27 protein-coding genes are annotated in these 25,903 nt (G+C 37.6%); 6 read left to right on the top strand and 21 right to left on the bottom strand.

Features of this window, described 5'->3' with window-relative positions:
* Positions 1–9: 9 nt before the first annotated feature.
* The 7 genes from QH639_RS08475 to cyoE form a co-directional block, all read right to left on the bottom strand.
* Positions 10–471: a DUF420 domain-containing protein gene (locus QH639_RS08475; RefSeq protein WP_016992774.1), complete on the bottom strand. Its 462-nt coding sequence runs from the start codon at positions 469–471 to the stop codon at positions 10–12.
* Positions 472–511: 40 nt separating this feature from the next.
* Positions 512–1,435 carry a cytochrome c oxidase assembly factor CtaG gene (gene ctaG, locus QH639_RS08470; protein WP_131521644.1) on the bottom strand — a complete coding sequence of 308 codons (924 nt, stop codon included), beginning with the start codon at positions 1,433–1,435 and terminating at the stop codon, positions 512–514.
* 181 nt (positions 1,436–1,616) lie between these two features.
* Positions 1,617–1,961: a cytochrome C oxidase subunit IV family protein gene (locus tag QH639_RS08465; protein ID WP_004224789.1), complete on the bottom strand. Its 345-nt coding sequence runs from the start codon at positions 1,959–1,961 to the stop codon at positions 1,617–1,619.
* On the bottom strand, positions 1,961–2,587 hold the full coding sequence (locus QH639_RS08460) for a cytochrome c oxidase subunit 3 (protein ID WP_004224788.1): 627 nt from the start codon (positions 2,585–2,587) through the stop codon (positions 1,961–1,963). Before QH639_RS08460 ends, QH639_RS08465 begins: the two co-directional genes overlap by 1 nt.
* Positions 2,587–4,470 (bottom strand): cytochrome c oxidase subunit I, encoded by a 1,884-nt coding sequence (ctaD, locus tag QH639_RS08455; RefSeq protein ID WP_131521645.1) that lies wholly within the window; start codon positions 4,468–4,470, stop codon positions 2,587–2,589. The genes QH639_RS08460 and ctaD overlap by 1 nt, the downstream gene beginning before the upstream one ends.
* Before the next feature lie 40 nt (positions 4,471–4,510).
* Complete coding sequence (gene coxB / locus QH639_RS08450; protein ID WP_131521646.1) at positions 4,511–5,599, bottom strand: cytochrome c oxidase subunit II; 1,089 nt, start codon at positions 5,597–5,599, stop codon at positions 4,511–4,513.
* Positions 5,600–5,698: 99 nt separating this feature from the next.
* Positions 5,699–6,616, bottom strand: a complete 918-nt coding sequence (gene cyoE / locus QH639_RS08445; RefSeq protein WP_131521647.1) for a heme o synthase — start codon at positions 6,614–6,616, stop codon at positions 5,699–5,701.
* Positions 6,617–6,952: 336 nt separating this feature from the next.
* On the opposite strand from cyoE, the gene QH639_RS08440 reads away from it, so the two are divergent.
* Positions 6,953–7,876 carry a COX15/CtaA family protein gene (locus tag QH639_RS08440; protein ID WP_048394700.1) on the top strand — a complete coding sequence of 308 codons (924 nt, stop codon included), beginning with the start codon at positions 6,953–6,955 and terminating at the stop codon, positions 7,874–7,876.
* Positions 7,877–8,141: 265 nt separating this feature from the next.
* On the opposite strand, the gene pyc is transcribed toward QH639_RS08440, so the two are convergent.
* From pyc to QH639_RS08425, 3 genes are read right to left on the bottom strand one after another with little or no spacing between them, the layout of a single operon-like run.
* Positions 8,142–11,576 carry a pyruvate carboxylase gene (gene pyc, locus QH639_RS08435; protein ID WP_131521648.1) on the bottom strand — a complete coding sequence of 1,145 codons (3,435 nt, stop codon included), beginning with the start codon at positions 11,574–11,576 and terminating at the stop codon, positions 8,142–8,144.
* A gap of 12 nt (positions 11,577–11,588) precedes the next feature.
* Positions 11,589–12,770 (bottom strand): FtsW/RodA/SpoVE family cell cycle protein, encoded by a 1,182-nt coding sequence (locus QH639_RS08430; RefSeq protein WP_131521649.1) that lies wholly within the window; start codon positions 12,768–12,770, stop codon positions 11,589–11,591.
* A gap of 60 nt (positions 12,771–12,830) precedes the next feature.
* On the bottom strand, positions 12,831–13,112 hold the full coding sequence (locus QH639_RS08425; RefSeq protein ID WP_004224778.1) for an Fpa/YlaN family protein: 282 nt from the start codon (positions 13,110–13,112) through the stop codon (positions 12,831–12,833).
* A 182-nt stretch (positions 13,113–13,294) separates the two neighbouring features.
* On the opposite strand from QH639_RS08425, the gene QH639_RS08420 reads away from it, so the two are divergent.
* Together QH639_RS08420 and QH639_RS08415 are read left to right on the top strand one after the other, a co-directional pair.
* Positions 13,295–13,795: a molybdopterin-binding protein gene (locus tag QH639_RS08420; RefSeq protein ID WP_131521650.1), complete on the top strand. Its 501-nt coding sequence runs from the start codon at positions 13,295–13,297 to the stop codon at positions 13,793–13,795.
* An 11-nt stretch (positions 13,796–13,806) separates the two neighbouring features.
* On the top strand, positions 13,807–14,010 hold the full coding sequence (locus QH639_RS08415; RefSeq protein ID WP_004224776.1) for a YlaI family protein: 204 nt from the start codon (positions 13,807–13,809) through the stop codon (positions 14,008–14,010).
* A gap of 54 nt (positions 14,011–14,064) precedes the next feature.
* Here QH639_RS08415 and QH639_RS08410 read toward each other — a convergent pair whose 3' ends face one another.
* From QH639_RS08410 to typA, 5 genes are all read right to left on the bottom strand, one after another.
* Positions 14,065–14,859: an ABC transporter permease gene (locus QH639_RS08410; protein WP_004224775.1), complete on the bottom strand. Its 795-nt coding sequence runs from the start codon at positions 14,857–14,859 to the stop codon at positions 14,065–14,067.
* Positions 14,852–15,619: an ABC transporter ATP-binding protein gene (locus QH639_RS08405; protein WP_004224774.1), complete on the bottom strand. Its 768-nt coding sequence runs from the start codon at positions 15,617–15,619 to the stop codon at positions 14,852–14,854. Before QH639_RS08405 ends, QH639_RS08410 begins: the two co-directional genes overlap by 8 nt.
* 1 nt (position 15,620) lies before the next feature.
* Positions 15,621–16,613, bottom strand: coding sequence for an ABC transporter substrate-binding protein (locus QH639_RS08400; protein ID WP_131521651.1), 993 nt, complete (start codon positions 16,611–16,613; stop codon positions 15,621–15,623).
* A 215-nt stretch (positions 16,614–16,828) separates the two neighbouring features.
* Positions 16,829–17,227, bottom strand: a complete 399-nt coding sequence (locus QH639_RS08395; protein ID WP_131521652.1) for a YlaH-like family protein — start codon at positions 17,225–17,227, stop codon at positions 16,829–16,831.
* 30 nt (positions 17,228–17,257) lie between these two features.
* Positions 17,258–19,102: a translational GTPase TypA gene (typA, locus tag QH639_RS08390; protein ID WP_054549845.1), complete on the bottom strand. Its 1,845-nt coding sequence runs from the start codon at positions 19,100–19,102 to the stop codon at positions 17,258–17,260.
* A 138-nt stretch (positions 19,103–19,240) separates the two neighbouring features.
* Between typA and QH639_RS08385 the strand changes: the two genes are divergently transcribed.
* Entirely contained in the window at positions 19,241–19,426 is a 186-nt protein-coding gene (locus QH639_RS08385; RefSeq protein WP_004224770.1) for a DUF5325 family protein, read from the top strand.
* 42 nt (positions 19,427–19,468) lie between these two features.
* On the opposite strand, the gene QH639_RS08380 is transcribed toward QH639_RS08385, so the two are convergent.
* Positions 19,469–20,263: an inositol monophosphatase family protein gene (locus tag QH639_RS08380; protein ID WP_004224769.1), complete on the bottom strand. Its 795-nt coding sequence runs from the start codon at positions 20,261–20,263 to the stop codon at positions 19,469–19,471.
* Positions 20,264–20,475: 212 nt separating this feature from the next.
* Positions 20,476–20,673, bottom strand: a complete 198-nt coding sequence (locus QH639_RS08375) for a hypothetical protein (RefSeq protein ID WP_004224768.1) — start codon at positions 20,671–20,673, stop codon at positions 20,476–20,478.
* A gap of 126 nt (positions 20,674–20,799) precedes the next feature.
* Here QH639_RS08375 and QH639_RS08370 point away from each other — a divergent pair, with 126 nt between their 5' ends.
* On the top strand, positions 20,800–21,426 hold the full coding sequence (locus tag QH639_RS08370) for a YktB family protein (RefSeq protein WP_131521653.1): 627 nt from the start codon (positions 20,800–20,802) through the stop codon (positions 21,424–21,426).
* 103 nt (positions 21,427–21,529) lie between these two features.
* Here the strand turns inward: QH639_RS08370 and QH639_RS08365 are convergent, their stop codons facing one another.
* Both QH639_RS08365 and QH639_RS08360 read right to left on the bottom strand, forming a co-directional pair.
* Positions 21,530–21,817 (bottom strand): UPF0223 family protein, encoded by a 288-nt coding sequence (locus tag QH639_RS08365; protein WP_048394723.1) that lies wholly within the window; start codon positions 21,815–21,817, stop codon positions 21,530–21,532.
* 20 nt (positions 21,818–21,837) lie between these two features.
* Entirely contained in the window at positions 21,838–22,797 is a 960-nt protein-coding gene (locus QH639_RS08360; RefSeq protein ID WP_131521654.1) for an NAD(P)H-dependent flavin oxidoreductase, read from the bottom strand.
* 146 nt (positions 22,798–22,943) lie between these two features.
* On the opposite strand from QH639_RS08360, the gene QH639_RS08355 reads away from it, so the two are divergent.
* Entirely contained in the window at positions 22,944–24,413 is a 1,470-nt protein-coding gene (locus QH639_RS08355) for an aminotransferase class I/II-fold pyridoxal phosphate-dependent enzyme (protein WP_004224764.1), read from the top strand.
* 230 nt (positions 24,414–24,643) lie between these two features.
* On the opposite strand, the gene QH639_RS08350 is transcribed toward QH639_RS08355, so the two are convergent.
* Both QH639_RS08350 and QH639_RS08345 read right to left on the bottom strand, forming a co-directional pair.
* Positions 24,644–25,321: an LrgB family protein gene (locus QH639_RS08350; RefSeq protein WP_259419895.1), complete on the bottom strand. Its 678-nt coding sequence runs from the start codon at positions 25,319–25,321 to the stop codon at positions 24,644–24,646.
* Positions 25,314–25,760, bottom strand: coding sequence for a CidA/LrgA family protein (locus tag QH639_RS08345; RefSeq protein WP_227744968.1), 447 nt, complete (start codon positions 25,758–25,760; stop codon positions 25,314–25,316). The genes QH639_RS08350 and QH639_RS08345 overlap by 8 nt, the downstream gene beginning before the upstream one ends.
* Between the last annotated feature and the right edge of the window lie 143 nt (positions 25,761–25,903).

Below are 25,903 nucleotides of genomic sequence, written 5' to 3'. Positions count from 1 at the left end.
GAGATTTTTTTAAAATCCTAAAATGGCTTTAATTACTGATGTTGTTTCACCAGGCTCAAATAAAATATACAATAATAAATAAACTAATACACCTGTTATGGCAACAAAGAACCAAATAATACTTGTAATTGGCCCAATTCGTCTGTGTAATTTTATGTTCATTTTCAAACCTGAAATAATACTAACGATACCAAACACAGCTCCAGATGTCGCTAAAATAATATGGAAAATCAAGAAGAACGTATAATATGGTTTTAAATCTTCTCCACCGCCAAAAGCTGTATTTCCAATAAAGATTGTACGGGACGCATAGATGATAAAGAAAATAAGTGCCGCAACACCTGCAGCAAGCATCACTTTCTTATGTCCCTCTACATTTCTTTTTATAATTAAGCCCCACCCTATCGCTACTAGTACAGCACTAATAACGATAAACGATGTACTAATAGTAGGCAAAATTTGCAATTCCATTGTCAAAACCCCTTACACAAAGTAAATTTCTATTCTTCAATTAATGTTGCTGTTGACTTTCCCACTTCTTTTGGTGGGCAGCTAAAGCGTCAGCAGTGATTTTATCTGGATCTTTTTGCTCGGATCGATACCATCTTGTGAAGATTGTACCAATTAGTACACCAAAAATAAGCTCTTGTAGGATTTTCATTAATACGCCACCTAATTGCTGATCTGCAACTGGTTTCATGTCTGTAAATAGCTCTGGTCCAGATAAAGATAATCCTGACAATGTAGAGGCTGGTACACAAAGCTCCATTGCCTTTAACCATGCATCACCGTTTGTGTATGTCTCATACATTGCATTTGGGGCAAAGATGATTAATCCACAAGCAGGTGTAATTAAAACGGCATTAGCAATAATATACGCCAATTTATGCAAAGGCTTCATTTGATTACTATTTGGCATATTTTGAATTAAAGGCCAGTACATAAACACCGCAGATAGAAATAATACAAATGTATAGGTTCCATGTAATGTTTCGTTTAATTTAATGTAATCCAATATGGACGGTAAATGGTAGAAAGAAAATAGACCGATAAATACAAAGACAGCAACAACTGGTAATGTTAGCACTTTAAACAATGTTCTAACTACTGGTGCTTCAATAGCCACCTTCCAAACCCACCAAGGAATCCCTTTAATTAAGAAAATAGGGACTAGCAATAACAGAATAGCCATTTGCACCATGTGCATGGTAAACATAATATGAGCCATTAAATCGATAGGAGATCCTTTGATAATATAGATGGTAATCATAGCTAAAACAAAGTAAATAGCTTCGCCTTTTTTCAAAGGTTCACTTACTTTAAAATCTTTACGCCACTTTGTTGTGACTAAAAAATAGATGATTGTTATAAAAACAAGAACCCCTATTAAATACGGGCTCCACAATGCTTGGAAACCAAATATACTAAGTGGCATATAGAACGCACTCCTTTAAACTTCAGTACTCCTATTATAAAACGCTTACAGCTATACTGCAATGAACGAAAGGTGAACAAATGTTAAGTTTAACAGTGTTTGCCTCTTTCGATACCTACATAACCTCAAAACATAGGAAAAGCACGTTCGTACAAAATAACGAACGTGCTTTTTTTGGTGATTACCACCAAATGATTGTTAAAAATGCTAAGAAGAATGTAAATGCGATTAAAATTCCCATCCACATGAAGAAACCAATAACGCCACCAAAGTGAGTTTTTTTATCTTCTAAGTGCATGAAAGAATAAAGTTGAAGTACAACTTGAACGCCAGCCAATAATAATACGAATGGCATAATTAAGTATTTAGAAAAATCAGCTGCAACTACTGCGAAGGCGATAAAAGTGAAGAAAATCATAATCGCAAAGTTGATTACTTGTTTACGCATATGAACGGCATTATGATGACGATCATACTCATACTGTGCCTGTGACTTAGCAACTATAGGTGTATCGTGTGAAGACATTATCCGATCACTCCCATCAAGTATACTACTGTAAAGATAAATACCCAAACTACGTCGATAAAGTGCCAATATAAAGCAGCAACGAAGAATTTAGGTGCATTGTACAGGTTTAATCCACGTTTAGCATTACGGATCATTAAAGTACCAATCCATACAAGACCTAAAGTTACGTGGAAACCGTGTGTCCCAACTAAAGAGTAAAACGCTGTTGCGAATGCAGATTGATTAAATGTAAAACCAAGGTGCACATAGTGGTTGAACTCATAGATTTCAAGTGCTAAGAATCCAAGACCTAAAGCTAATGTAATCGCTAACCAAGTTTGCATACCTTTAAAGTTAAAGTTACGCATATGGTAAATTGCGTAAACAGATGTTAGTGATGATGTTAATAATAACATCGTCATAGCAAATGCTAATGGTAATTCAAATAAACCTTGAGTTGTGAACTCCATGCCAGCTGGCCCTTTGTTCTTAAGCGCTAAATAAGTAGCGAATAAACTTGCGAAAAGTACAACTTCACAGGCAAGGAAAATCCAGAAACCAACGACTTTATTTTTACCTTCCATCGTAGCTTGTTCAGGATGATCTGGCCAAGTATGAGGAGTAAATTTAGTATTGAAATCCATTATTTATTTCCTCCTTTGCCGTAAAGATGTTCTTCAATTTCAAGAATTTCTTCTTTGTGTAAATGGAAGCCATGATCGTCTTTAACAGAACGAGCAATCATCGCACCAAATGTAATCGCTAAACCAATGATTAATACATAGATTGACCATGGTTTATCTGCATCTGGATTGTAAAGTGCACCGAATGCTGCAATAAACATACCTAATGAAATAACGAATGGAATCGCTGAGTTATTTGGCATATGGATATCACCTAGTGGCTCAGCAAATGTAACTTCTTTATTACCTTCTTGTTTTTCAATCCACCATGGATCTAAACCACGAACAAGTGGTGTTTGACGGAAATTGTAGAATGGAATTGGTTGTGGAATTGACCATTCTAAAGTACGTCCATCACCCCATGGGTCGCGACCTGCTGGTTTGCCCTTAATAGACATTAAGCAGTTGATTACCATTAAGATAACCCCTACACCCATCATTAATGCACCGATTGTAGAGATATAGTTGAATTGATCCCAACCTTGACCATCCATGTAAGTGAATACACGACGTGGCATACCCATCAAACCTAAGAAATGTTGAAGGAAGAATGTTAAATGGAATCCGATAAAGAATACCCAGAAAGTAATCTTACCAAGCGTTTCGTTTAACATACGGTTGAAGAAAATTGGCCAGTAGAAGTGCGCTGAACCGAATAATGCTGTAACGATACCACCAACGATTACGTAGTGGAAGTGAGCAACGATAAAGTAAGAATCATGTAATTGGTAGTCAAGAGGTGCAGATGCTTGCATTACCCCTGTAACACCACCCGCAACGAATGACGGGATGAAACCAAGTGCATAAAGCATTGGTGTCGTAACTTTAATTGATCCGCCCCAAATAGTTAGGATCCAGTTGAATACTTTCATACCTGTTGGAACCGCAATTGCCATTGTTGCAACAGCGAAGATTGCGTTTGCTGTTGGCCCAAGACCAACTGTAAACATATGGTGAGCCCAAACCATGAACCCTAAGAAACCAATTAAAATTGTAGCGAATACCATTGAAGAGTATCCAAATAGACGCTTACGAGAGAACGCTGGAATAATCTCAGAGAATAAACCGAATGCCGGTAATACTAAGATATAAACCTCTGGGTGTCCGAAGATCCAGAATAAGTGCTCCCAAATTACTGTGTTACCACCCATTGTATGGTCAAAGAAGTTACCACCGAACATACGGTCAAATAACATCATTAATAAACCAATTGTTAATGGAGGGAATGCGAATAAAATTAATGCACTTGATACAAGAGCAGTCCAAGTGAATAATGGCATACGCATAAATGTCATACCTGGAGCACGCATTGTAATAATCGTAACGATAAAGTTAAGACCTGAAATTAAAGTACCTGCCCCTGAAATTTGTAAACCAAGAACATAGAAATCAATACCATGTCCTGGAGAGTATAAAGATAATGATGCATAAGAAGTCCAGCCCGCATCAGGAGCGCCACCCATAAAGAATGACAGGTGAAGGAATACTGCACCTAGGAAGAATAACCAGAACCCTAATGAGTTAAGGAACGGGAATGCAACGTCACGCGCACCAATTTGTAATGGTACAAGCATGTTCATAAATGCGAATAGTAGTGGCGTAGCAGCTAGGAATAACATTGTTGTTCCGTGCATCGTTAATAATTCATTGAAAAAACCAGCTGATATGAAATCATTATTTGGTTTCATTAATTGAATACGCATTAATAATGCTTCAAAACCAGCGATAGCGAAGAACAATGTACCGGCTAATAAATACATCACTGCTAACTTTTTATGGTCAACAGTAGTGATGTAATCCCAGACAGCTGCTCCAAAGCCCTTTTTCTGTGTGTATGAGCTCACAACTTTTACCTCCCTCAAAATTTGTTACATAGAACGAAAATTATTTTTCTACTGATAAGCCCATGATGTAAGTTGCAAGAGCTTCAATTTCTTCATCAGATAAATCACCGTAGATAGGCGCAGTGCCTTCAGCATTCATCATTAAGTTACCTGGTTTAAATTCCTCAGGGTTTTTAATCCAAGCTTTTAAGCTTTCTTCATTATGCTCTAAGAAACCAGCAACACGGTTACGGTCACCAAACGTAGTTAAGTTTGGACCTGGTGTACCACCTGCTCCAGAACCAGAGATAGCATGACAGCCTAAGCAGCTGTTAGCAAAAGTTGCTTCACCAAGATCAGTTGAAGCTTTGTCAGCTGTTTGTCCTTCTGTCGCTTTCATTGCATCAACCCATGCGTCAAATGCATCTGGGCTTAACGTTTTTACTTTAAAGTCCATTAATGCATGTGAAGGTCCACATAATTCAGCACATTTTCCATAAAATACGCCATCTTTAAGATCTTTTGATTCTTTATCGAATACTAAGTAGAATTTGTTTAAGTTTTCTACGTTTGTATCCATTTTACCGCCTACAGCAGGAATCCAGAATGAGTGCTTAACATCGGCAGCTTTTAAATTAAAGTAAACTTTTTCACCTGTTGGTACCACTAGCTCTTGAGCCGTTACGATACCTTGGTTAGGATATTCGAATTCCCACCAGTATAATTTTGCCGTTACATTGATCGTTAGGGCTGTTTTGTTCCCTTCTTCATCTACTTCATCCATTGCAGCTACATCTGCAAATTTATAAGTAGTTGTAACAACTGGTACAGCGATAATTAATAATAAAATAATCGGAATAACTGTCCAAATCACTTCTAAAGTATGACTACCCTCTACTTGCTTAGGGATAACATTTTCACCAACGCGTGAGCGACGGTATTTTAGGAATGCAAGTAAATAAATAACGGATACTATTACTACTACTAGCGTCATAATTACAGTAGTTAACAGTAATAAATTCAATTGTTGTTTACCTACTTCTCCAGATGGTTTTAGTGTAGAAAGATAATCTTCACCACAACCTGAAAGGAAAACCATCATCACTGCTAGAAGTGAAAAAAGACGCCATTTTTTAAGCCCTTTCATCATAGCTTAATTAAACCCCTCTTTCTTTGTTGTATTTTCATGTGTACCTAGGACATCAGTTCTGTCTATATGAATTCTTATAAAAAGAAAGAATCCCTAACTTTAGCTAAACACCGCAAATATTATGATGGATACAAATAGTATGGTCATATGATTCAACGAATAAATAAACATTTTATTTGCCCATTTCATATCATCTTTTGTTGTAAAGCCCTTCAGAGCTAGTATTAACCAACCCAAGTTCAATGCAGTAGCAAGAGTTAAAAAGCCAATTCCAAGCTCTGTTAAAAGGAAAGGTAACGGTAATAATAAAAGAATCCAGAATAACATTGAGTACTTTGTACGTTTAAATCCCTTTATAACAGGTAGCATTGGTATTTTAGCTGCACGATATTCCTCAGTCCGTTTCATTGCAAGCGCATAGAAATGTGGTGGTTGCCATGCAAACATGATAAGGAATAAGGCTAGTGCTCCTGGACCTAAGGCAGGCTCAATCGCTGCGAATCCAATAACAGGAGGAATAGCCCCCGAAATACTACCTACAACCGTGTTACTAACATGCTTCCTCTTTGACCACATTGAATACAGAACGACATAAGCAAATATTCCTACTAGTCCCCACATGCCGGCTGCAAACGATGCCGCAAATAACAAAATTTCACCTACAATTAAAAATGAGAGGGCAATGGTCAACACAAGGTTTGGCTTAAATCTGCCTGTCACTGTCGGTCTTGCCTTTGTTCTTTTCATGATTGGATCTATATCCTGATCAATGAAGTTATTCATTGCACCTGAGCCACCAATGATTAATGCCGCACCCAGCATGGTGTAAAATATGACATCAAGCTCTTGCAAGAAATGTCTACTAGTAAACTGAAAAGCCAGCCACATCCCTGTAAACGTTGTGACAAGATTCGAGTTAACGATTCCAATTTTTATTAGTGCTAAGAAATCTTTTACAACAGATGTTGTTTCTGGACCAGGATTTCTAGTAGCCGCCAGTGTACGACCGTTTGACATAATACCTCTCCTTTCATTTTTGTAAGCATATTCCGCTAACAATAACTATAGCGAAATTTGCGATTGATTTCTAGACATTAAGTGAAATTTAGATGAAGTTGTAAAAATTAGTTTTGTCTAGAAATATAATTAAAAACAACATATCTATAGTAAAACATTTTCTAAAATGAATTGTGAAGGTTAAAGCACGAAATTATGAACAATTTGTGAAATGGAATCGACATCTAGTAGTCCCTTCTCTTTACAAGTTGTTTTTTATACGTATTTTCGATATTATCTAGTAGCAGAAACATTACGTTCTTGTAATGTTGATAGATAAAGTAGGTGACTCATTTTATGCAACACAACAGGTATTTGAAGTGGTTTGCTGTTGCCGCTACAGTAGGGATGCTCCTTATATTACTAGGTGGGGCTCTCGTTACCAAAACAGATAGTGGCCTAGGCTGTGGTCGAAACTGGCCTGATTGTAATGGATCTCTTATTCCAAAGGAGATTACACCAGAAGTCCTTATTGAATTCTCACATCGTCTCGTAACAGGAGTTGTATCTATTTCAATTCTTGTATTAACCGTTTGGACATGGCGTAAGCTCGGACATATTCGCGAAGTAAAACTATTAGGTTTCTTAGCAATGTTTTTCTTAATCGCGCAAGCTCTTATTGGAGCAGCTCAAGTATTATGGGGGCAAGGTGATTTCATCTTAGCACTTCATTTTGGGATATCTCTGATTTCCTTTGCTGCGGTTCTTCTTCTCTCTATGATTGTATTTGAAGTCGATCGGAAATTTGATGCCGATAACGTATTTATCGGTAAAAAGTTACGTTGGCATACAATTGCTGTCACAATTTATTCTTATTTAGTCGTTTATACTGGGGCGCTAGTTCGTCATACAGATTCGAGCTTAATTTGTCCTGATTGGCCATTTTGCTATAATGAAACACCATTAGCACCCCCGAATAATATGTATGAATGGGTGCAAATGGGACATCGATTAGCTGTTCTTATTATTTTCATTTGGATTGCATACATAACTTGGCACGCTGTAAAGGAATATAAACATCAACGTGTTATATACTATGGATGGATAATTGCCTTTACTATAGTAGTTTTACAAGTTATTGCAGGTATGTTAGTAGTCCTTACTAAACTGAATTTAACGGTAGCTTTACTGCATTCATTATTTATTTCCCTTTTATTCGGTTTATTATGCTATATGATCATGCTAGTTGCTCGAAGTAATTATAATGAGAAAAAGAAATAGCCCATTAAAAAAGATTCGCCACCAACGATGTGTCGAATCTTTTTTCTATGACAATTTTGGTTTCTTCATAGCTTCTATAATTCCAACAATGAAGATAATCATGGACACTAGTGCATAATCCTAAAAAAATGTTGGAAAAGAAATGTCAAAATATAGACAAATTAACGTTACGAGTCGGTATAATAATAATTTATCGCTTACACACAATAACAAAGGTTATATAGATGCTAATAAAAGCATCTATATAACCTTTTTTCACGACTATTTATTCAATTTCAATTAATAGATCCCCTGTTGAAATGGCATCTCCTGCACTTGCGTATACCTCTTTAACAATACCATCTTTAGGTGCTTGTACAGTTGTTTCCATTTTCATAGCTTCTGTAATTAACAGGTGATCACCACGTTTAACAGGACTACCTTTAGAAACAACAACTTTCAGCACAGTACCTGGCATTGTAGCACCGATTTGGTTTGGATTGCTTGGATCGGCTTTTAATGCTAGATTACCATCAACTTCAACTGTCATATCCTGAATCACCAATTCACGCGATTGTCCATTAAGCTCAAAGTAAAGGACACGTGTTCCATTGTGTTGTGGTTCCCCGATTGAAACGAGTTTAATAATCAATGTTTTGCCTTTTTCAATTTCGACCTCAATAATTTCTCCAAGCTTTAAGCCATATAAGAATGTCGGTGTGTCAAGAACTGAAATATTGCCAAAGGATTCTGCTGTTTTCGCATATTCCTCAAAGACTTTTGGGTAAAGTGCATAAGCTAGTACATCTTTTTTCGTAACTGGACGATTTAACTTTTCCTCTAGTACAGCCTCTAATTGATCAAACTGAATAGGCTCTAATAATTCTCCTGGACGAACTGTAATTGCTTCACGATCTTTTAACACTACTTGTTGTAATGCCTCTGGGAACCCGCCATGTGGCTGCCCAAGATAACCTTGGAAGAATTCAATCACAGAATCTGGGAAGTCAATCGTTTTTCCTCTTGTTAAGACCGTATTTTCGTCTAGATCATTTTGCACCATAAATAAAGCCATATCACCTACCACTTTTGAAGATGGTGTAACTTTAACAATATCTCCAAATAGTAGATTTACACGGGAATACATGCGTTTCACTTCTTCCCATCGATCACCAAGCCCTACAGCTTTTGCTTGCTGCTGTAAGTTACTATACTGACCACCAGGCATCTCATGCACATAAATCTCAGAATGTGGGCTGATCATGCCACTTTCAAAATCTTTATAGTATTTACGAACATCTTCCCAGTAGTACGATAATTTTTCTAATGCATCGATATCTGCTCGTACCTCACGCTTGCCGCCTTTCATTGCATAGTACAAGGAGTTTGCACTCGGTTGAGATGTTAGGCCTGCCATAGATCCAAGCGCTGTATCAATAATATCAACACCTGCTTCTATCGCTTTAGCGTATAAGTAAATTCCATTGCCACTAGTATCATGTGTATGCAAGTGGATTGGCAGACTTGTCGTCTCTTTTAACTCAGAAATTAAACGGTACGCCGCTTCTGGTTTCAATAAACCAGCCATATCTTTAATAGCTAAAATATGGGCGCCAGCTGCTTCAAGCTCTTTCGCCATATCCTTATAGTATTGCACCGAATATTTCACACGGCTGTCATCGAGGATATCCCCTGTATAACAGATTGCCGCTTCAGCAATTTTTCCTGATTGACGCACAGCATCTATTGCTACTTCCATGCCTTTAATCCAATTCAAGCTATCGAAAATACGGAATACATCAATTCCTGATGAAGCTGATTCAGCGATAAATTCTCGGATTAGATTGTCAGGATAGTTTGTATAACCAACAGCATTAGCTCCACGCAGTAACATCTGGAATAGCACATTCGGCACTTGCTCACGCAGTTTCGCTAGTCGCTCCCATGGATCTTCTTTTAAGAAGCGATACGCTACATCGAATGTTGCACCGCCCCACATTTCCAGCGAGAATAACTGATGCATCATGCGAGCTGTTGCATCTGCAATTTGATACATATCCTGAGAACGAACACGTGTTGCAAGTAGAGATTGGTGTGCATCACGGAATGTAGTATCTGTAAGTAGTACGTCTTCCTGTGCTAAAATCCACTGCACTAAGCCATCTGCTCCCTGTGTATCTAAAATTTGCTTTGTACCTGCTGGAGGTACAATTAAAGGATCAATTTTAGGTTGGTTTGGCTGAACAAAGATAGGTTTTGACTTCTTCTCTACACCAGGGAAGCCATTTAAGGTCACATTCCCTATGTAGCTTAACAGCTTTGTTCCACGGTCTTTACGCACAGGGAACTCGAAAAGCTCTGGTGTTGTATCAATAAAGCTAGTATCAAAGGCACCTGATAAAAACTTCTCATGTGTCACCACATTATTTAAAAACGGAATATTTGTTTTAACGCCACGAATACGGAATTCTTTTAAATTACGATCCATTTTCGCAGCAGCTTCTTTAAAGTTCATACCCGAAGTGGAAATTTTCACCAACAAAGAGTCGTAGTATGGTGTTACGACAGCACCCTGGAACCCATTCCCAGCATCTAATCGCACGCCAAAACCACCACTTGAACGGTAAACCATTAACTTTCCTGTATCTGGCATAAAGTCATTTGCAGGGTCTTCTGTTGTCACACGGGCTTGAATGGCATAGCCAATCATTGGCATATCTTCTTGCTTTGGCATATGAATTTCTTCACTGTGAAGTCCATAGCCTGCCGCTACCTTAATTTGGGCATGGACGATATCAACACCTGTAATCATTTCTGTAATTGTATGTTCTACTTGAATGCGAGGGTTTACCTCGATGAAATAAAAATCGTCTCCTGCGACTAAAAATTCCACTGTCCCTGCATTTATGTACGAGACATTCTTCATTAATTTCACAGCAGCATCGCAAATACGATTTCTTAACTCTTGTGAAATCGAATGAGATGGCGCAATTTCTACCACTTTTTGATGACGACGCTGAATTGAGCAATCACGCTCATATAAATGCACAATATTGCCATGTTTATCGCCAATAATTTGTACTTCAATGTGTTTGGGTTTTATGATTGCTTTTTCTACATATACTTCATCGGAACCAAAAGCAGCCTTTGCCTCAGATTTTGCTCTTTCATAGGAGGAAGCAAGATCCTCTGGCGTATGGACTAGACGCATCCCTCGACCACCACCGCCAAGTGCTGCCTTAATCATAACTGGATAGCCATAATTGCTAGCAAACGTCTCGACCTCTGCTAGATCGGCTACTGGGCCATCTGTACCAGGAATAACAGGAATCTCAGCCGCAATGGCTTGAGAACGTGCTTTGACCTTATCTCCGAACATATCTAAATGCTGAGAAGTTGGTCCGATAAAGACAATGCCCTCTTCCTCACAGCGACGTGCAAATTCCACGTTTTCTGATAAAAAACCATACCCTGGATGAATCGCATCAACATCTGCATCTTTTGCGATGGCAATAATACCTTCAATATCTAAATAAGCATCGATTGGTTTCTTGCCAGCTCCCACTAAATAAGCTTCATCTGCCTTAAAGCGATGAAAAGCACCACTATCTTCTCTTGAATAGATGGCAACAGTTTGGATATTCAGCTCCGTACAAGCACGGAAAATACGAATTGCAATTTCTCCTCGATTGGCTACGAGAATTTTGTTGATTGATTCCATAGGTATCCCCCTTTATGATTGTGTTTTTTTCCTCTCTACCTTTTCAAACATAGAAACATTGATCAATATTCCCATCGCTAAAGATAGAATGATTATAGATGTACCGCCATAGCTTATAAAAGGTAACGTTACACCGGTTAACGGGATTAACCCGGTTACACCCCCAAGATTAATAAACGACTGCCAGCCTATCCAGCTCGCAATACCAGCCGCAATCATGCGTGCCAATGGATCTTTTGTTCGCAATGCAATAGAAAAACCTTTATATACAATAAATCCTAAACCACCTAGGACAATTAAAACTCCCCATATTCCTAATTCCTCCATAATAATTGCCATAATAAAATCTGTTTGTGGTTCAGGTAAGTAACCTAGTTTTTGAATGGATTGACCTAGACCACGTCCCTCTAAGCCGCCTCCGCCAATGGCATAATAACTATTCACCACTTGATGACCACTACCATCCTCATATTCAAACGGATTTAAGTAAGATAATATCCGTCCTTTTCGATTTCCTGTTAGTAGCTCTCCCTTAAATACCCATAGAATACCAAGAATAGCTGTACCAAATGCACCTAATACACCGAAAAATTTCCAAAATGTTTTAAATGGAATACCACTTGAAGCTACCACTGAAACAGCAATACCACATAGAATAATGACTGCTCCTAAGTCTGTTTCAAAGGCTACCCCAGCAACTACTAAAATCCATAGAAAAATTGGATAAAAAATTTCAGTAGGTTGTAGCTTTTCAAACGTATATTTTTGCGCTTTTCGATAAAAAGCAGCTGCAAAATATAAAATTATAAATAGTTTCGCATACTCCGAAGGCTGGAAATTCCCTAATCCTGGGATAGCAATCCAACTTTGAGAGCCTACTTCATCTGCCCCATGACCAAATAATTTTAACCATGTGAATAACACCGCCAATACGACCGTTAGTAACAACATAATATTCTTATTCGCATAATGTTTATATGGGAAAAAGGCGGTCACTATAAAGCCGAGGAAAGCCACCATTAAATTAGTCACTTGTTTTTGATAAAAATAATCAGGTGCCTGTTCTTTCTGTGCAATAGCAACCATCATACTTGAACTGTAAATCATTATTAACCCAAATAAACTTAATAATAGGACCGTAAAAAATAAGGGGTAATCAAAATTTTGTGCATAGCGTTTTAAGTATTGTCTCATTGGAAAACCTCGTTCTAGTAAAAAAACTCAAAGCGCAAAGAAGCGTTTGAGTTTTTCTTTTTATTTGTCTGTATACGCGTCGTGTAGTACAGAAAGTTCCTTCTCGAGTGAATCGAGAATTTCTTTGCCTTTTTCACGTTCAATCAATCCAAGCTTCACAGCAAAGTCAATTTCACGTGATAGACCGAACATTTGTGTATCTAATACTTCCTCATATAAAGGGCATTGTGGCATTGTTAAATGATCCATTTGTACTCGAATAAGGCGAGCAATCTTATCTGCATCAGCAACTAATAGCTCCAAAGCCTTCTCTTGAAAAGAAGTTTGTGATTTCGTATCCATGAGGACGCCCCCATTATCTGATATTTCTTCGATTCTATCTTAATAAAGTTTATCTTTTAGTCGATAAAAATGCAAGTGTCTTCATTGGAAAATAGAGATTTCGAATTATATTTCTTTATTATCTCTAGGCATTAGCGTTATACTATGTCATGGATATACAAGATTTGAGGAGGATTTCTATTATGGAAACAATAATTCCTATCACAGGTGCAGTCACATACCAACTAACATTAGATCCTACTGTGTGGATTTTCGATGATCGTAAATTAGATTTAAACACTTACTTCACTACTCAAAATGTTGAGGAAGATGCTGACGTCAAATATATGCGTGAAGTAGGAGCACACTGGTCACGTGAAATTATGGAAGGAGCAACATTCCCACCTACATTAAAATCAGAAAGGAAATTTGACCGTAAAGGAATGGAGACAGGTACATTTGGTATCGAATTAAGTCATTTCTTGAAAAATGCTGAAATTAAACCAGAAGCGACAACAATCGTCTTAACTTGCAAAGATGGGCAAGAATATCCTTTCACAATTGAAGAAGCTTATACACTTATTTTAAAATATAGCCAAGACGGTAAGCCTCTTTTAGAAGACGGTCCAATCCATGTATTACTAAGAGACGGTTCAAATATTGACAATCCTATTAAAAACGTATCAGCCATTCGCGCTGAATAGGAGGGAATGCAATGCGCGTTAAATGCGTTATTTGCGATACGATTCATAATTTAGATGATAATTTACCTTTAGCCAAAAAATTGCGTAATCGACCAATTCATACTTATATGTGCAATATTTGTCATGATCGCATTTCGGAAAATACTGTAGCACGAATGGAAACAGGCAATTTCCGTTTTTATCGTACTTCACCCCAGATGGATAAAGAATTTTAACTAAAGAACAGATTAAAAAGAGGTGCCTCTATTTTGAGACACCTCTTTTTTCTACTATGCATTATTTTTAATAATCGTCTTTTCAACTAATTCTACAACTTGATACATAATGGTAGCAAAAAAGGCAATGATCAGAAGTGACATAAGGACAAGGTTAAAATTAAATACTTGGAAGCCATAGATAATTAAATAACCAAGTCCTTTTGAAGCTACTAAAAATTCCCCTACAATAACCCCTACCCATGATAAACCAACATTCACTTTCAAGGTCGAAATGATCGTAGGAAATGAGGCAGGCAAAATGACCTCACGAAAGATTTGCCATCTTGTCGCTCCAAAGGTTTGTAAAACCTTACTATAATTTGGATCGACACCTTTAAATGCCGTATATACAACAATCGTTGTAATAATGATGGATATTAATGCACCCATAGCTATGATGGAAAAATAACCTGGACCGAGTGCAACAATCAAAATCGGACCAAGTGCAACTTTTGGCATCGCGTTTAAAATTACTAAATAGGGATCGAGTACTTTTGATAGTAACGGAGACCACCACAAGACAACAGCTATCAATGTTCCTAATAAAGTCCCCGCTAAAAAGCCAATTACGGTCTCCATTAATGTAACACTCACATGCAATGTTAAAGAACCATCGCTGACTTTTTCAATAAATGTATGCCATACATGAGTTGGCGAGCTAAAAATTAACCGATCAATCCATTCTAATCTTGAAAGCAGCTCCCATCCTCCAAAGAATAGCAGTAAAATAATAAGCTGATACACTCGAACATAGCGTTTTTCTTTTTTTAACAATTGCTGATATTGCTTAAATAATGTATTATCCAAGGCTCTCCAGCTCCTTCCAAATAGTTTGGAAAATATCTGCATAGGCTGGATGCTGTCTTACATCAAAAGGTGATAGTTCATTAAGGGCTTTAGGAATTTCAAACACCTTGTGAACTGTCCCCGGATTTGCAGAAAATAGAACTACACGCTCACTCATTGCGATTGCCTCACCAATATCATGTGTCACAAGAATAGCAGTCTTCTTATAAGTTTTTAATGTTTCCACCACTAAATCCTCAAGCTTTAATTTCGACTGATAATCTAATGCAGAAAATGGTTCATCTAATAATAAAATTTTCGGGTTTACAGCTAAGGTACGGGCAAGGGCGACACGTTGCCTCATACCCCCTGATAATTCTCGAGGATAATTATTCCCCACATGCGGTAATCCTACTTCCTGTAATAACGCATTGGCCGTTACTTTATGTGTTTTATGACTTTTCTCCATTATTTTCAAGCCAATTGTGACATTTTCTTCAATGGTCTTCCAGGGAAATAAATAATCCTGCTGAAGCATATAGCCAATGCTTGATTGATTACTTGCTGATAGCTTTTCACCATCTATATAAACATTGCCTTCAGTGGCAGGGAATAATCCTGCAATAATTGATAATAATGTGGTTTTACCGCAGCCACTCGGCCCAATAAACGAAACAAACTCTCCTTCATGAATGGCTAAACTGATATCACGTAATACTTCCTTTGCCTGTGTACTTGAAAAATAACTATGGTGAATATTCTCCAGCTGTAAAAATTCCATATTACTCAGCAGCCTTTTTGGCAAAAGTAGTGTTCACAAGTTTTCCATACTCCACTCGTTGAGGAAGTTCACCTGCTTCCTCCATAATTGTTTGCAAGTTATCCCACTCTCCTTCATCAAGGATTGGGTCAGTAGCATAAGAGCCTTGTGCTTTATATCGCTCAATTACAGTTTCAATTATCTCTATATCCACATTTTCAAAATACGGTTGAATAATCTTTGCTACGTCAGCAGCACTCTCATTTTGCACAAAATCCTGTGCTCGTTTCAATGCATCTGTAAAAGCTTGAACAGTTGAAGATTCATCCTTTAAATAACTACTTTTGGCCATAAAGGACGTGTAAGGAAGATTACCAGACTCCGTTCCAAACGAAGCTACAATATAACCTTTTCCTTCTTTCTCAAAGACACTCGCAGTAGGTTCAAATAATTGAACATAGTCACCAGTACCTGATGCAAAAGCAGTAGCAATGTTGGCAAAATCAATATTTTGAATGAGCGTTAAATCATTTACAGGGTCGATGCCATGTTTTTTCAGCACGAATTCACCTGCCATTTGTGGCATTCCACCTTTACGTTGCCCCAAAAACGTTGAGCCCTTCAATTGATCCCACGAAAAATTATCTATCTTATCTCTTGCCACTAAAAAGGTACCATCCGTTTGTGTTAACTGTGCAAAATTTTGAATAGGATCATTTGCACCTTGTAATGTGACATAAATAGACGTCTCCGACCCAACTAAAGCTATATCAATTCCATCTGACAGTAACGCCGTCATCGTTTTATCGCCACCTGCAATCGTTTGTAGCTCAACTGAAAGACCCTCCTCCTCGAAGAAACCTTTCTCAAGTGCTACATATTGAGGCGCATAGAAAATTGAACGAGTTACTTCTCCTACTTTGACTTTTTCTAGCTCTGCTTTATTACATGCCGTCAAAGAAAGGAGTAACAAAGCAATGACACCTAATAATAAACCTTTTGTAAGCCAACGCATTCCCTTTCCTCCTTGATGTGTTGAAAATAAGCCTATCGACATTAACTTATTCACATAAGAAGATTTCGGTGCCTATCATTTTTTAATTTGTGTAGAGTGTGGGTGTTTTCTTCAGCTTGACTACAGGGAAAACGTACAAAAAAACAGCCTTAGCATTAAAACCGCTAAGACTGTTTATAACAGATAAAAAGTTCTTATTATAAAGTACGTAATTGTTATTGATTGGTAGCTTGTTGCTCTTCTCTTTTTTCACGCCAAAGTCTTGTTTTATAGACAATTAGAATTAAGGCCGCTACAATCAGACCTTCAATCATTGGTAAGAATAGGGCGAAGAATGTAAGCATGATACAACCTAAAAATAGGAACGCATAAATAATAATATTTTGAGATAACTTTAATTTCTTGGCAAAGCCTAGTTTATAGACAATGGCAGAAAGTACAAATACAAGAAGAAATACAACATAACCTGCTATTTCATAGCTTGGTAAATTTTCATATAAAAATCTAGTGATACCAGCCATTCTCCCATAAACTCGTGTTGTTTCATCTGTACCTGCCTGTGCAGCAACTTGAATAACATTTAGTTCACCCAATAAAGCGGACTTCAGATCCAAGACTCCTCTTCCTTTCGTGGAAGCAAAAAATTATTGTTCAGCGTTTTTTAGTTTTTTCGCTATTCTTTCACGTTCATTTTTATCTAGAATTTGTTTACGAAGGCGAATAGATTCTGGAGTGATTTCTAAATACTCATCATCATTTAAGAACTCTAATGCTTCTTCTAGTGTTAATAGACGTGGCTTTTTAATAACGTTTGTTGCATCTTTTGTCGCAGAACGAACATTCGTTTTTTGCTTCATTTTTGTTATGTTTACAGTGATATCATTATCACGTGTATTTTCACCAACAATCATACCTTCATAAATTTCAGTACCTGGCTCAACAAATAGTGTACCACGGTCCTCTACCTGCATCATACCATAAGTTGTCGATTTACCAGTTTCCATTGATACAAGAACACCTTGGTGACGTCCACCAATACGGCCTGGAATATATGGTTGGTAACAATCGAATGTATGGTTAATGATACCGAAACCTTTCGTCATAGACATGAATTCTGTTGTATATCCAATTAAACCACGTGCAGGAACAAGGAATGTTAAACGTACTTGGCCATTGCCATTGTTCACCATATCCAACATTTCACCTTTACGCGTACCAATCGATTCAATAACCGAACCTACATTTTCTTCTGGAACATCAATTTGTACACGTTCAAATGGTTCACATTTTACACCATCAATTTCACGAATGATAACTTGAGGTTTTGATACTTGTAGTTCAAAGCCTTCACGGCGCATATTTTCAATAAGAATTGATAAATGTAGCTCACCACGTCCAGAAACCGTCCATGCATCTGGTGAATCTGTATCTTCTACACGTAGAGATACGTCCGTTTGAAGTTGCGAACGTAAACGCTCTTCTACTTTACGAGCAGTTACCCATTTCCCTTCACGACCTGCAAACGGTGAATTATTCACTAAGAAAGTCATTTGTAATGTTGGCTCGTCTATACGTAATGGTGTTAAAGCTTCTTGATGTTCCACCGGACATACTGTTTCCCCAACGTTGATGTCTTCCATACCTGAAACAGCAATTAAGTCACCAGCTTTAGCTGATTGGATTTCTTCACGTTTTAAACCAAAGAAACCAAATAGTTTCGTTACACGGAATTGTTTCACAGTCCCATCTAACTTCATTAAAGCAACTTGTTGCCCTACTTCAATTGTTCCGCGGAATACGCGTCCAATCCCAATACGACCAACATAATCATTGTAGTCAAGTAATGCCACTTGGAATTGTAATGGATCTGCTGAGTTGTCTACTGGTGCAGGAATTGCTTCAATTACCTTTTCAAATAGACATTGCATATTTTCTTCTTGTTTTGCTGGATCAGCATCAAGAGAAGCTGTACCGTTTACACCTGATGCATACACAACAGGGAAATCTAATTGATCATCATCAGCGCCTAGCTCGATGAATAATTCTAATACTTCATCTACTACTTCTAAAGGACGAGCTGAATCTTTATCAACTTTGTTTACAACTACAATCGGTGTTAACTTTTGTTCCAACGCTTTTTTCAGTACAAAGCGTGTTTGCGGCATACAACCCTCATACGCATCGACAACTAGTAAAACGCCATCTACCATTTTTAAAATACGTTCTACCTCACCACCGAAGTCGGCGTGTCCAGGCGTATCAAGGATGTTAATACGAGTTCCGTTATAGTTTACTGCAGTATTTTTTGCTAAAATTGTAATACCACGTTCGCGTTCAATATCATTAGAGTCCATTGCACGTTCTTCAACATGTTCGTTTGAACGGAATGTACCTGATTGTTTTAATAATTGGTCGACTAAAGTAGTTTTACCATGGTCAACGTGGGCGATAATTGCGATATTGCGAAGATCTTGACGTAAGTTTGTCATTATTCCACTCCATATTCTTTTTTCGAATGTTTAACTGTGATATTATAGCACAAGAAGGATAGAAATGTCCTTATTAGAATTTCCATCATTCTAAAAAATATATTTGATCGACAAATTTTTTATATAGGAGGCTAGGCTATGAATCGTGCAAAAATCGTAATGGCCATCTATGCATTGGCAGCTGTATTAGCAATGTGTTCTATCGGCTACTCTGTTGCAGCTAGTAATGTATTTGGTGTAATAGCTGGTATTGTGGCTACTTGTGTCATTTTCATGACAGCCTTTAAAATGAAGCGTAAACTACGTGCGCAAGGATTACTTTAAAGAACATAAAAAGGAGCTGTCTAATAAATAGACGGCTCCTTTTTATTCATATGGCACTATATATTTTTCTAATAATTCTTTATGAATAGCGGGATTAGCAATAATAAATGTATCCTGATGAAGGAAATCAAAGCCTTCACCATGTAGATTTGTAGCAACTGCTCCAACTTCCTGAGCAATGATGGTCCCTCCTGCAATATCCCATGGCGCTAAACGCATAGAGACATAGGCATCTAATTTGCCACTTACAACAAATGCAATTTCCATTGCTGCGGAGCCATAGGACCGAGTACCGCGGACTTTTCGAACCATATCAATCACCTTTTCATGGTGAATATGTCGATTAGGTGCGACCCAATGTGCATTTATGCCAATGACAGACTCCTCCATTGTAACAGACTGTAGTTTACGCAATGGTGAATCATTATACCATGCCCCTTGCCCCTCTATGGCACTAAATAAATCCTCCCGCATGACATCAAATATGTAACCTAACTTTCCTACGCCATTGACAAAAATACCGATAGAAATCATAAAATGACGATGCTGTTTAACAAAATTCATCGTTCCATCAATTGGATCAATAATCCAAACTACACCATCTAGTGATTTAACCTGTTCGCCCATTCCTTCTTCCCCTAGAATTTTGTGGGTTGGATCAAAGGCTTTAATTTGCTCAATAAAGAATAACTCCGTCTCTCGATCAATATTAGTAACGAGGTCATTTGCACCTGATTTTGTCTCAATTACTAGATTATACGAAAAAGCCTCCCGAATACGTCGCCCAGCTTCAAAAATAATATCTTTTGCAAATTTATCAATTTGTTGTAAATCCACTCATAACCCACCCTTCGAATATAAGAAAAGGCCTTTTATATAAATCGCTCTCGTATGTTTATGCTACCTTTTCCCACTACATCACAACTTTTGCTATATAAAACCTAGTACTACCTTATGATATAATTTCTATTTTACCCTTTGTCACAATAAAAATCACCTGCTGTCGGAATATTCAGCAAGTGATTTTTTAAATGGGTATTAGATTTTGATTACGCATAGGCGTGCAAACTTTCAAGTTCCATCTGAATTTCTGCCAGACGTTTTTTACTTTTTTCAATTTCCATGTCATTTTTTTCATTCATTGCTGCAAAGAGTGAAGCTAATTCATAATCTAATTCTAATTGTAAAATGTGCTCATATTGCTTTTCAATGTCAACTTTACGTATAATTTTTACGAACGGTTTCATAAAAAACACTTCCTTTTTTAAATTTTTTTACAAAAACTTTGCTCATTTGATAAAGTTCTTGTTATAAGATTTTTTCCCAAATTCAGCGTAAAATAAACCTTATAAAACGAAAGGAGTAAAATAAAATTGCCAAAAATAAAGTGGACAAACAAAGACTTTAAAGTTTTTACAATAGACGGTTTAGAACAGAGAATGGATGCTTTAAATTTACATGTACGTCCAAAATTTAATTCGCTAGGTGAAGATTTTTCAGCATATTTCTCTAGCCAATTAGGTGAAGAATTCTTCCCGCATGTGGCTAAACATGCTCGAAGAACCGTTAACCCTCCAAAAGATAGCTGGGTTGCCTTCGCCCCTTATAAAAGAGGTTATAAATCATTGCCTCACTTTCAGATTGGTCTATGGCACACACATTTATTCATCGTCTTAGCTATTATTTATGAAGCGCCTCAAAAAAATGTTATGGCTGAGCGTTTACTAGCTCATAAATCTTTAATTGAGCAGCTTCCCGATGATTTTATCGTGTCAGGAGACCATATGTCCCCTGAGGCTGTTTCTCTCGAAGAGGCAAGAGAAGACAAGCTTGAAGAACTGCTTATTCGCCTACGAGATGTCAAAAAGGGTGAGTTCTTAATTGGGCGTCATATTCCAAAAGAACAAGCAACCAAACTAACAGTAAGCGAATTACATCAATTAACAGAAGACACATTTAACAGCTTACTTCCTCTTTACAATATTATTGTTGGAAAATAGGCTAACCTTATAAAGTTTTTTATTGATGTAGTTTATGCAATATGTCGTTTTTTAACACAAAAAAATAAAGAGTGGATGTGAGTTGATCTCACATCCACTTTTTTTAACGGCCATTTCTTGGGGTAACTTTTATAATCATTCCATCCTCGGCTTCCTTTGTTTGTTTTACAACTGGATAGCTAATGTAGCCACTCGCCTCTTCAAATTCGCGAAAAATTGATTTTTCCTCCGCTTGGGAAGGAACAATCTCTTTAAAACGTCGATATTTAGCTAGCATAACTTCACGCTTGATGCCTTTTTCATAAGCTTTCTCAATTCCCTCAAAGAATTGAACAACATCCACAATCTCCTCTGTGGACCAATCAGTTGAAAACGGATAAGAGTATTCCATTCGACAAAACCACCTTTACGTTATTGCCCCCATTTTAACCGTATACTTTCAGCTTCTGCAACCATTCGCTTAATAAGGTCATCAACGGTTGGGATATCGTGAATCATTCCAGTCACTTGTCCAGCCCAGCCAAAGCCTTGATCCTTATCACCATCGTAAATAAAGCGTTTATTTGCTGAACCACTTATAAATTCTTTCAACGCCTCATATGTTGGTGTCTTTTCCTCAATTTCCAAAATCTTTTCAGTAAATTCATTGCGTAATGCACGAGCTGGTGCACCAATCGAGCGCTTAATAATGGTTGTATCTGCCTCAGTACTTGCAACTAGTGCCTCTTTATAAGCCTCTGAAGCATCAACACACTCTCGTGTTGCTATAAAACGAGTGCCCATTTCAATGCCTTCAGCTCCCAATGCATGAGCAGCCATCCAGCCCCGTCCATCGCCAACTCCGCCAGAAGCAATGACAGGAATACTTACACTATCAACAACTTGGGGAACAAGAACCATTGTACCGACATCATCACGCCCCAGATGACCGCCACCTTCTTGACCCACTACCATTACAGCATCTGCCCCAAGCTGTTCAGCCTTTTGAGCTTGTCTACGAGCAGCTACAAGGACTAATTTTTTTATCGCTGTGCCTGCCAGCAAATTAAATATAGGCGCTGGATTCCCCCCCGTCATTGTAACAACTGGAACTTCTTCTTCGATTGCCACACGCACCATATCCTCATAGCCTGTACCATGCATACCAATCGCAAAATTTACGCCAAATGGTTTATCTGTTAATGTTCTTACCTTATGGATCTCTGCTCGTAATAATTCAGGATCTCGTAAACTCATAGCCGTTATTTGCCCTAAACCACCAGCATTCGACACCGCTGCAGCTAAATCAGCATATGCTAAATAGGCTAATCCCCCTTGAATAATTGGATATTTAACCTGTAAAAGATCCGTCACACGTGTATTCCAATTCATAGTACCTCCCCTTTCGTACAATACTATTTTCTCGGTATCCTGAAAAAAATCCTTTTATTTTTTTAGGAAAAGCCTATTTTTTCGTGTCGTTAGGTGCTATAATTCATTTGTTTTCTTAGATATTATAAAGTGAGGTGGTACCTGCGTTGTCACAATTAGAGACTCCATTGTTCGACGTATTACTAAAACATCGGAACAGACATCCCATTCAGTTCCATATTCCAGGCCATAAGAAAGGGCAAGGGATGGATCCTGCTTTCCGAGAATTCGTCGGCGACAACGTTTTATCAATCGATTTAATTAATATTGCTCCACTAGACGATTTACATTCACCAAAGGGTGCTATAAAAGAAGCGCAAAACTTAGCAGCTGAAGCCTTTGGTGCTGATCATACATTCTTTTCCGTTCAAGGTACTAGTGGCGCCATCATGACGATGATTCTGACCGTCGTCGGTCCAGGTGATAAAATTCTAGTGCCACGGAATGTTCATAAATCTATTATGTCGGCGATTGTATTCGCTGGTGCCATTCCAATTTTTATTCATCCTGAAGTTGACAGCGAATATGGGATTTCTCATGGCATATCCCCTGAAGCTGTTGAAAAAGCATTAAATGCTTACCCAGATACAAAAGCAGTACTTGTTATTAATCCAACATATTTTGGCTTTACAGCTGATTTAAAGCGTATTGTGGAGATTGCTCATGACCGTAATATTCCGGTAGTAGTAGATGAAGCGCATGGTGTACACATAAAATTCCATGATGACCTTCCATATTCAGCTATGGAAGCAGGTGCTGACATGGCAGCAACAAGCGTTCATAAGCTTGGTGGCTCCATGACACAAACGTCTATTTTAAATGTACGTGAGGGTCTTGTTTCTGCAAAACGTGTACAAGCTGTATTTTCTATGTTAACAACTACATCGACATCCTATCCATTACTTGCTTCACTTGACACAGCTCGACGTCAGCTAGCCATTCATGGATACGATTTAATTGACGATGCATTACGTTTAGCAAAGGATGCTCGTAAACGTATCAATCAAATCCCACATTTAAAGTGTGCAGGTAAGGAAAAGTTACATTCTTCTGCAACTTATGATATGGATCCATTAAAACTTCTGATTAGTGTGAAAGATTTAGGTATTTCTGGTCATCGAGCTGAGGAATGGTTGCGTTATAATGCCAATATTGAAGTCGAATTGTCTGACCTTTATAATATCTTATGTTTAGTGACTTTAGGAGATACAAAAAAGGAAATTAATCTTTTAATAAATGCGTTAACTCGTATGTCTAAAGCATTTGATTCTGAAGCGGCTATAACAGAGGCTTTGGTAAATGTTCCAGAAATTCCAGCTCTTGCCATGTCTCCACGTGATGCTTTTTATGCAGATACAGAAGTCGTTCCTCTTGCAGAAGCAGATAACTGTATTTGTGCAGAATTTATTATGGTATATCCTCCTGGGATTCCTATTTTTATTCCCGGGGAAATAATTACTCAAGAAAATATTCATTATATTCAAATGAATATTGAAGCAGGTTTACCCGTTCAAGGACCAGAGGATACAACATTAAAAACAATTCGTGTTATCAAAGAACGTAAGCCAATTTTCTAAAAAATAAAAGCTAGCTCTTCAATAAGATGGGCTAGCTTTTATATTTATAAAATACAGATTAGTAAACATTCTCTTCATTACAAAATCGCTATAATAGAATATTATCTGAAGTATTTTTTTAGTTGATTTTCACAATGACTAACCGCTTCTAGAAATAACTAATTATTACAACAAAAGGGTTGTTCCTATCTTTTTTGGGAAAGCTCCTTTTTCCACAAAGCACGATTCTATTATAAAAATAAATACACAAATAAAGGGCAGAAGAAAGCTCCGATAACAGCCGTTAAGCCCATTGATAAGGAACCCACTGATAATTCCTGTTCCCCATATTCTCTTAATTTCACAAGACCTACCCCATGTGAGGCACTTCCTACTGCCACTCCCCTACTCACAGCAGAGTCGATTTTACCATACTTAATGACTAACGGTCCGATAATGGCCCCTACAAACCCTGCAATCATAACGAAAACAGCCGTTAAAGGAGGAATGCCCCCAATCGTTTCGCTCACCTGCATTCCAACAGGCGTTGTTAATGATTTAGGTAAGGCTGTCAGCATCCAGCTTGGTTCTACACTGATCCATTTTAGTAACACAAAAATTGTCACTAAGCCTGTTATCATGCCGATTACAAGTCCTGATAAAATAGAATACTTATATTTCATAATAATTGCCCGTTGATTATAGAGAGGATATGCAAGTGCCACAACAGCTGGCCCAAGCATTTTCTGAAGCCATTCCCCACCTTGCATATAAGTTGAATATGGAATATCAAACACAAGTAAAATCACTGCACTGACAATCGTAGTCGTGACCAAGGGAATCATGATAGGATGGGGAAATCGTTGATAGAGCTTTGTAAATAAAATAAACATGATGATGGTGCTAAGGACAACCGTTACTTCAATCAACAGTCAATTCCCCCTTTCCTTCTTCTCCCGTAATTTTCGTACCTTCCTTTTTCGCCAATTCTCTTTTTTCAATGAGTTGTGTCAGCAATCCTGTTACATAAATAGAGATTAATGTACTAGCAATAACTGCTAGAATTATGAGCAGACCAGTGATTGACATGAGCTCTGGATAATCAATAACACCTACAGTTGCTGGAATGAAAAACAACGTTAAGATGCCAATTAAAAAACCTGCTCCATCTTGTATATATTCGACCTTAATAATTTTAAAATTGAGTGAAAGTGCTAATAAAAGTAAGCCAATGACACTTCCTGGAAGAGGTATGTGCAAATAAGAAACAATGCCAACCCCCATGTAATAGAAAATAGTAAGTATACCAATTTGCACAATAATCCGAACAACTCGTAACAACAACGCAGCAAAATTTTCGTTCAACATTTCGCCACTTTTCACCCCCTATATCGTTCATTCTACATCTGTAGGAATTTTCTGTCTATTATAATTTTATAAAAATAACAATCAAATGGAGAAATATCCAACCAATTCTATAAAACAGTATTAAAAGTCCTATTCTACAAGAA

It is taken from the genome of Lysinibacillus sp. 1 U-2021, assembly GCF_029916965.1.
In the GTDB taxonomy this organism is placed as follows: Bacteria; Bacillota; Bacilli; order Bacillales_A; family Planococcaceae; genus Lysinibacillus; species Lysinibacillus capsici.
This window is presented reverse-complemented; position numbering and strand designations above follow the sequence as displayed.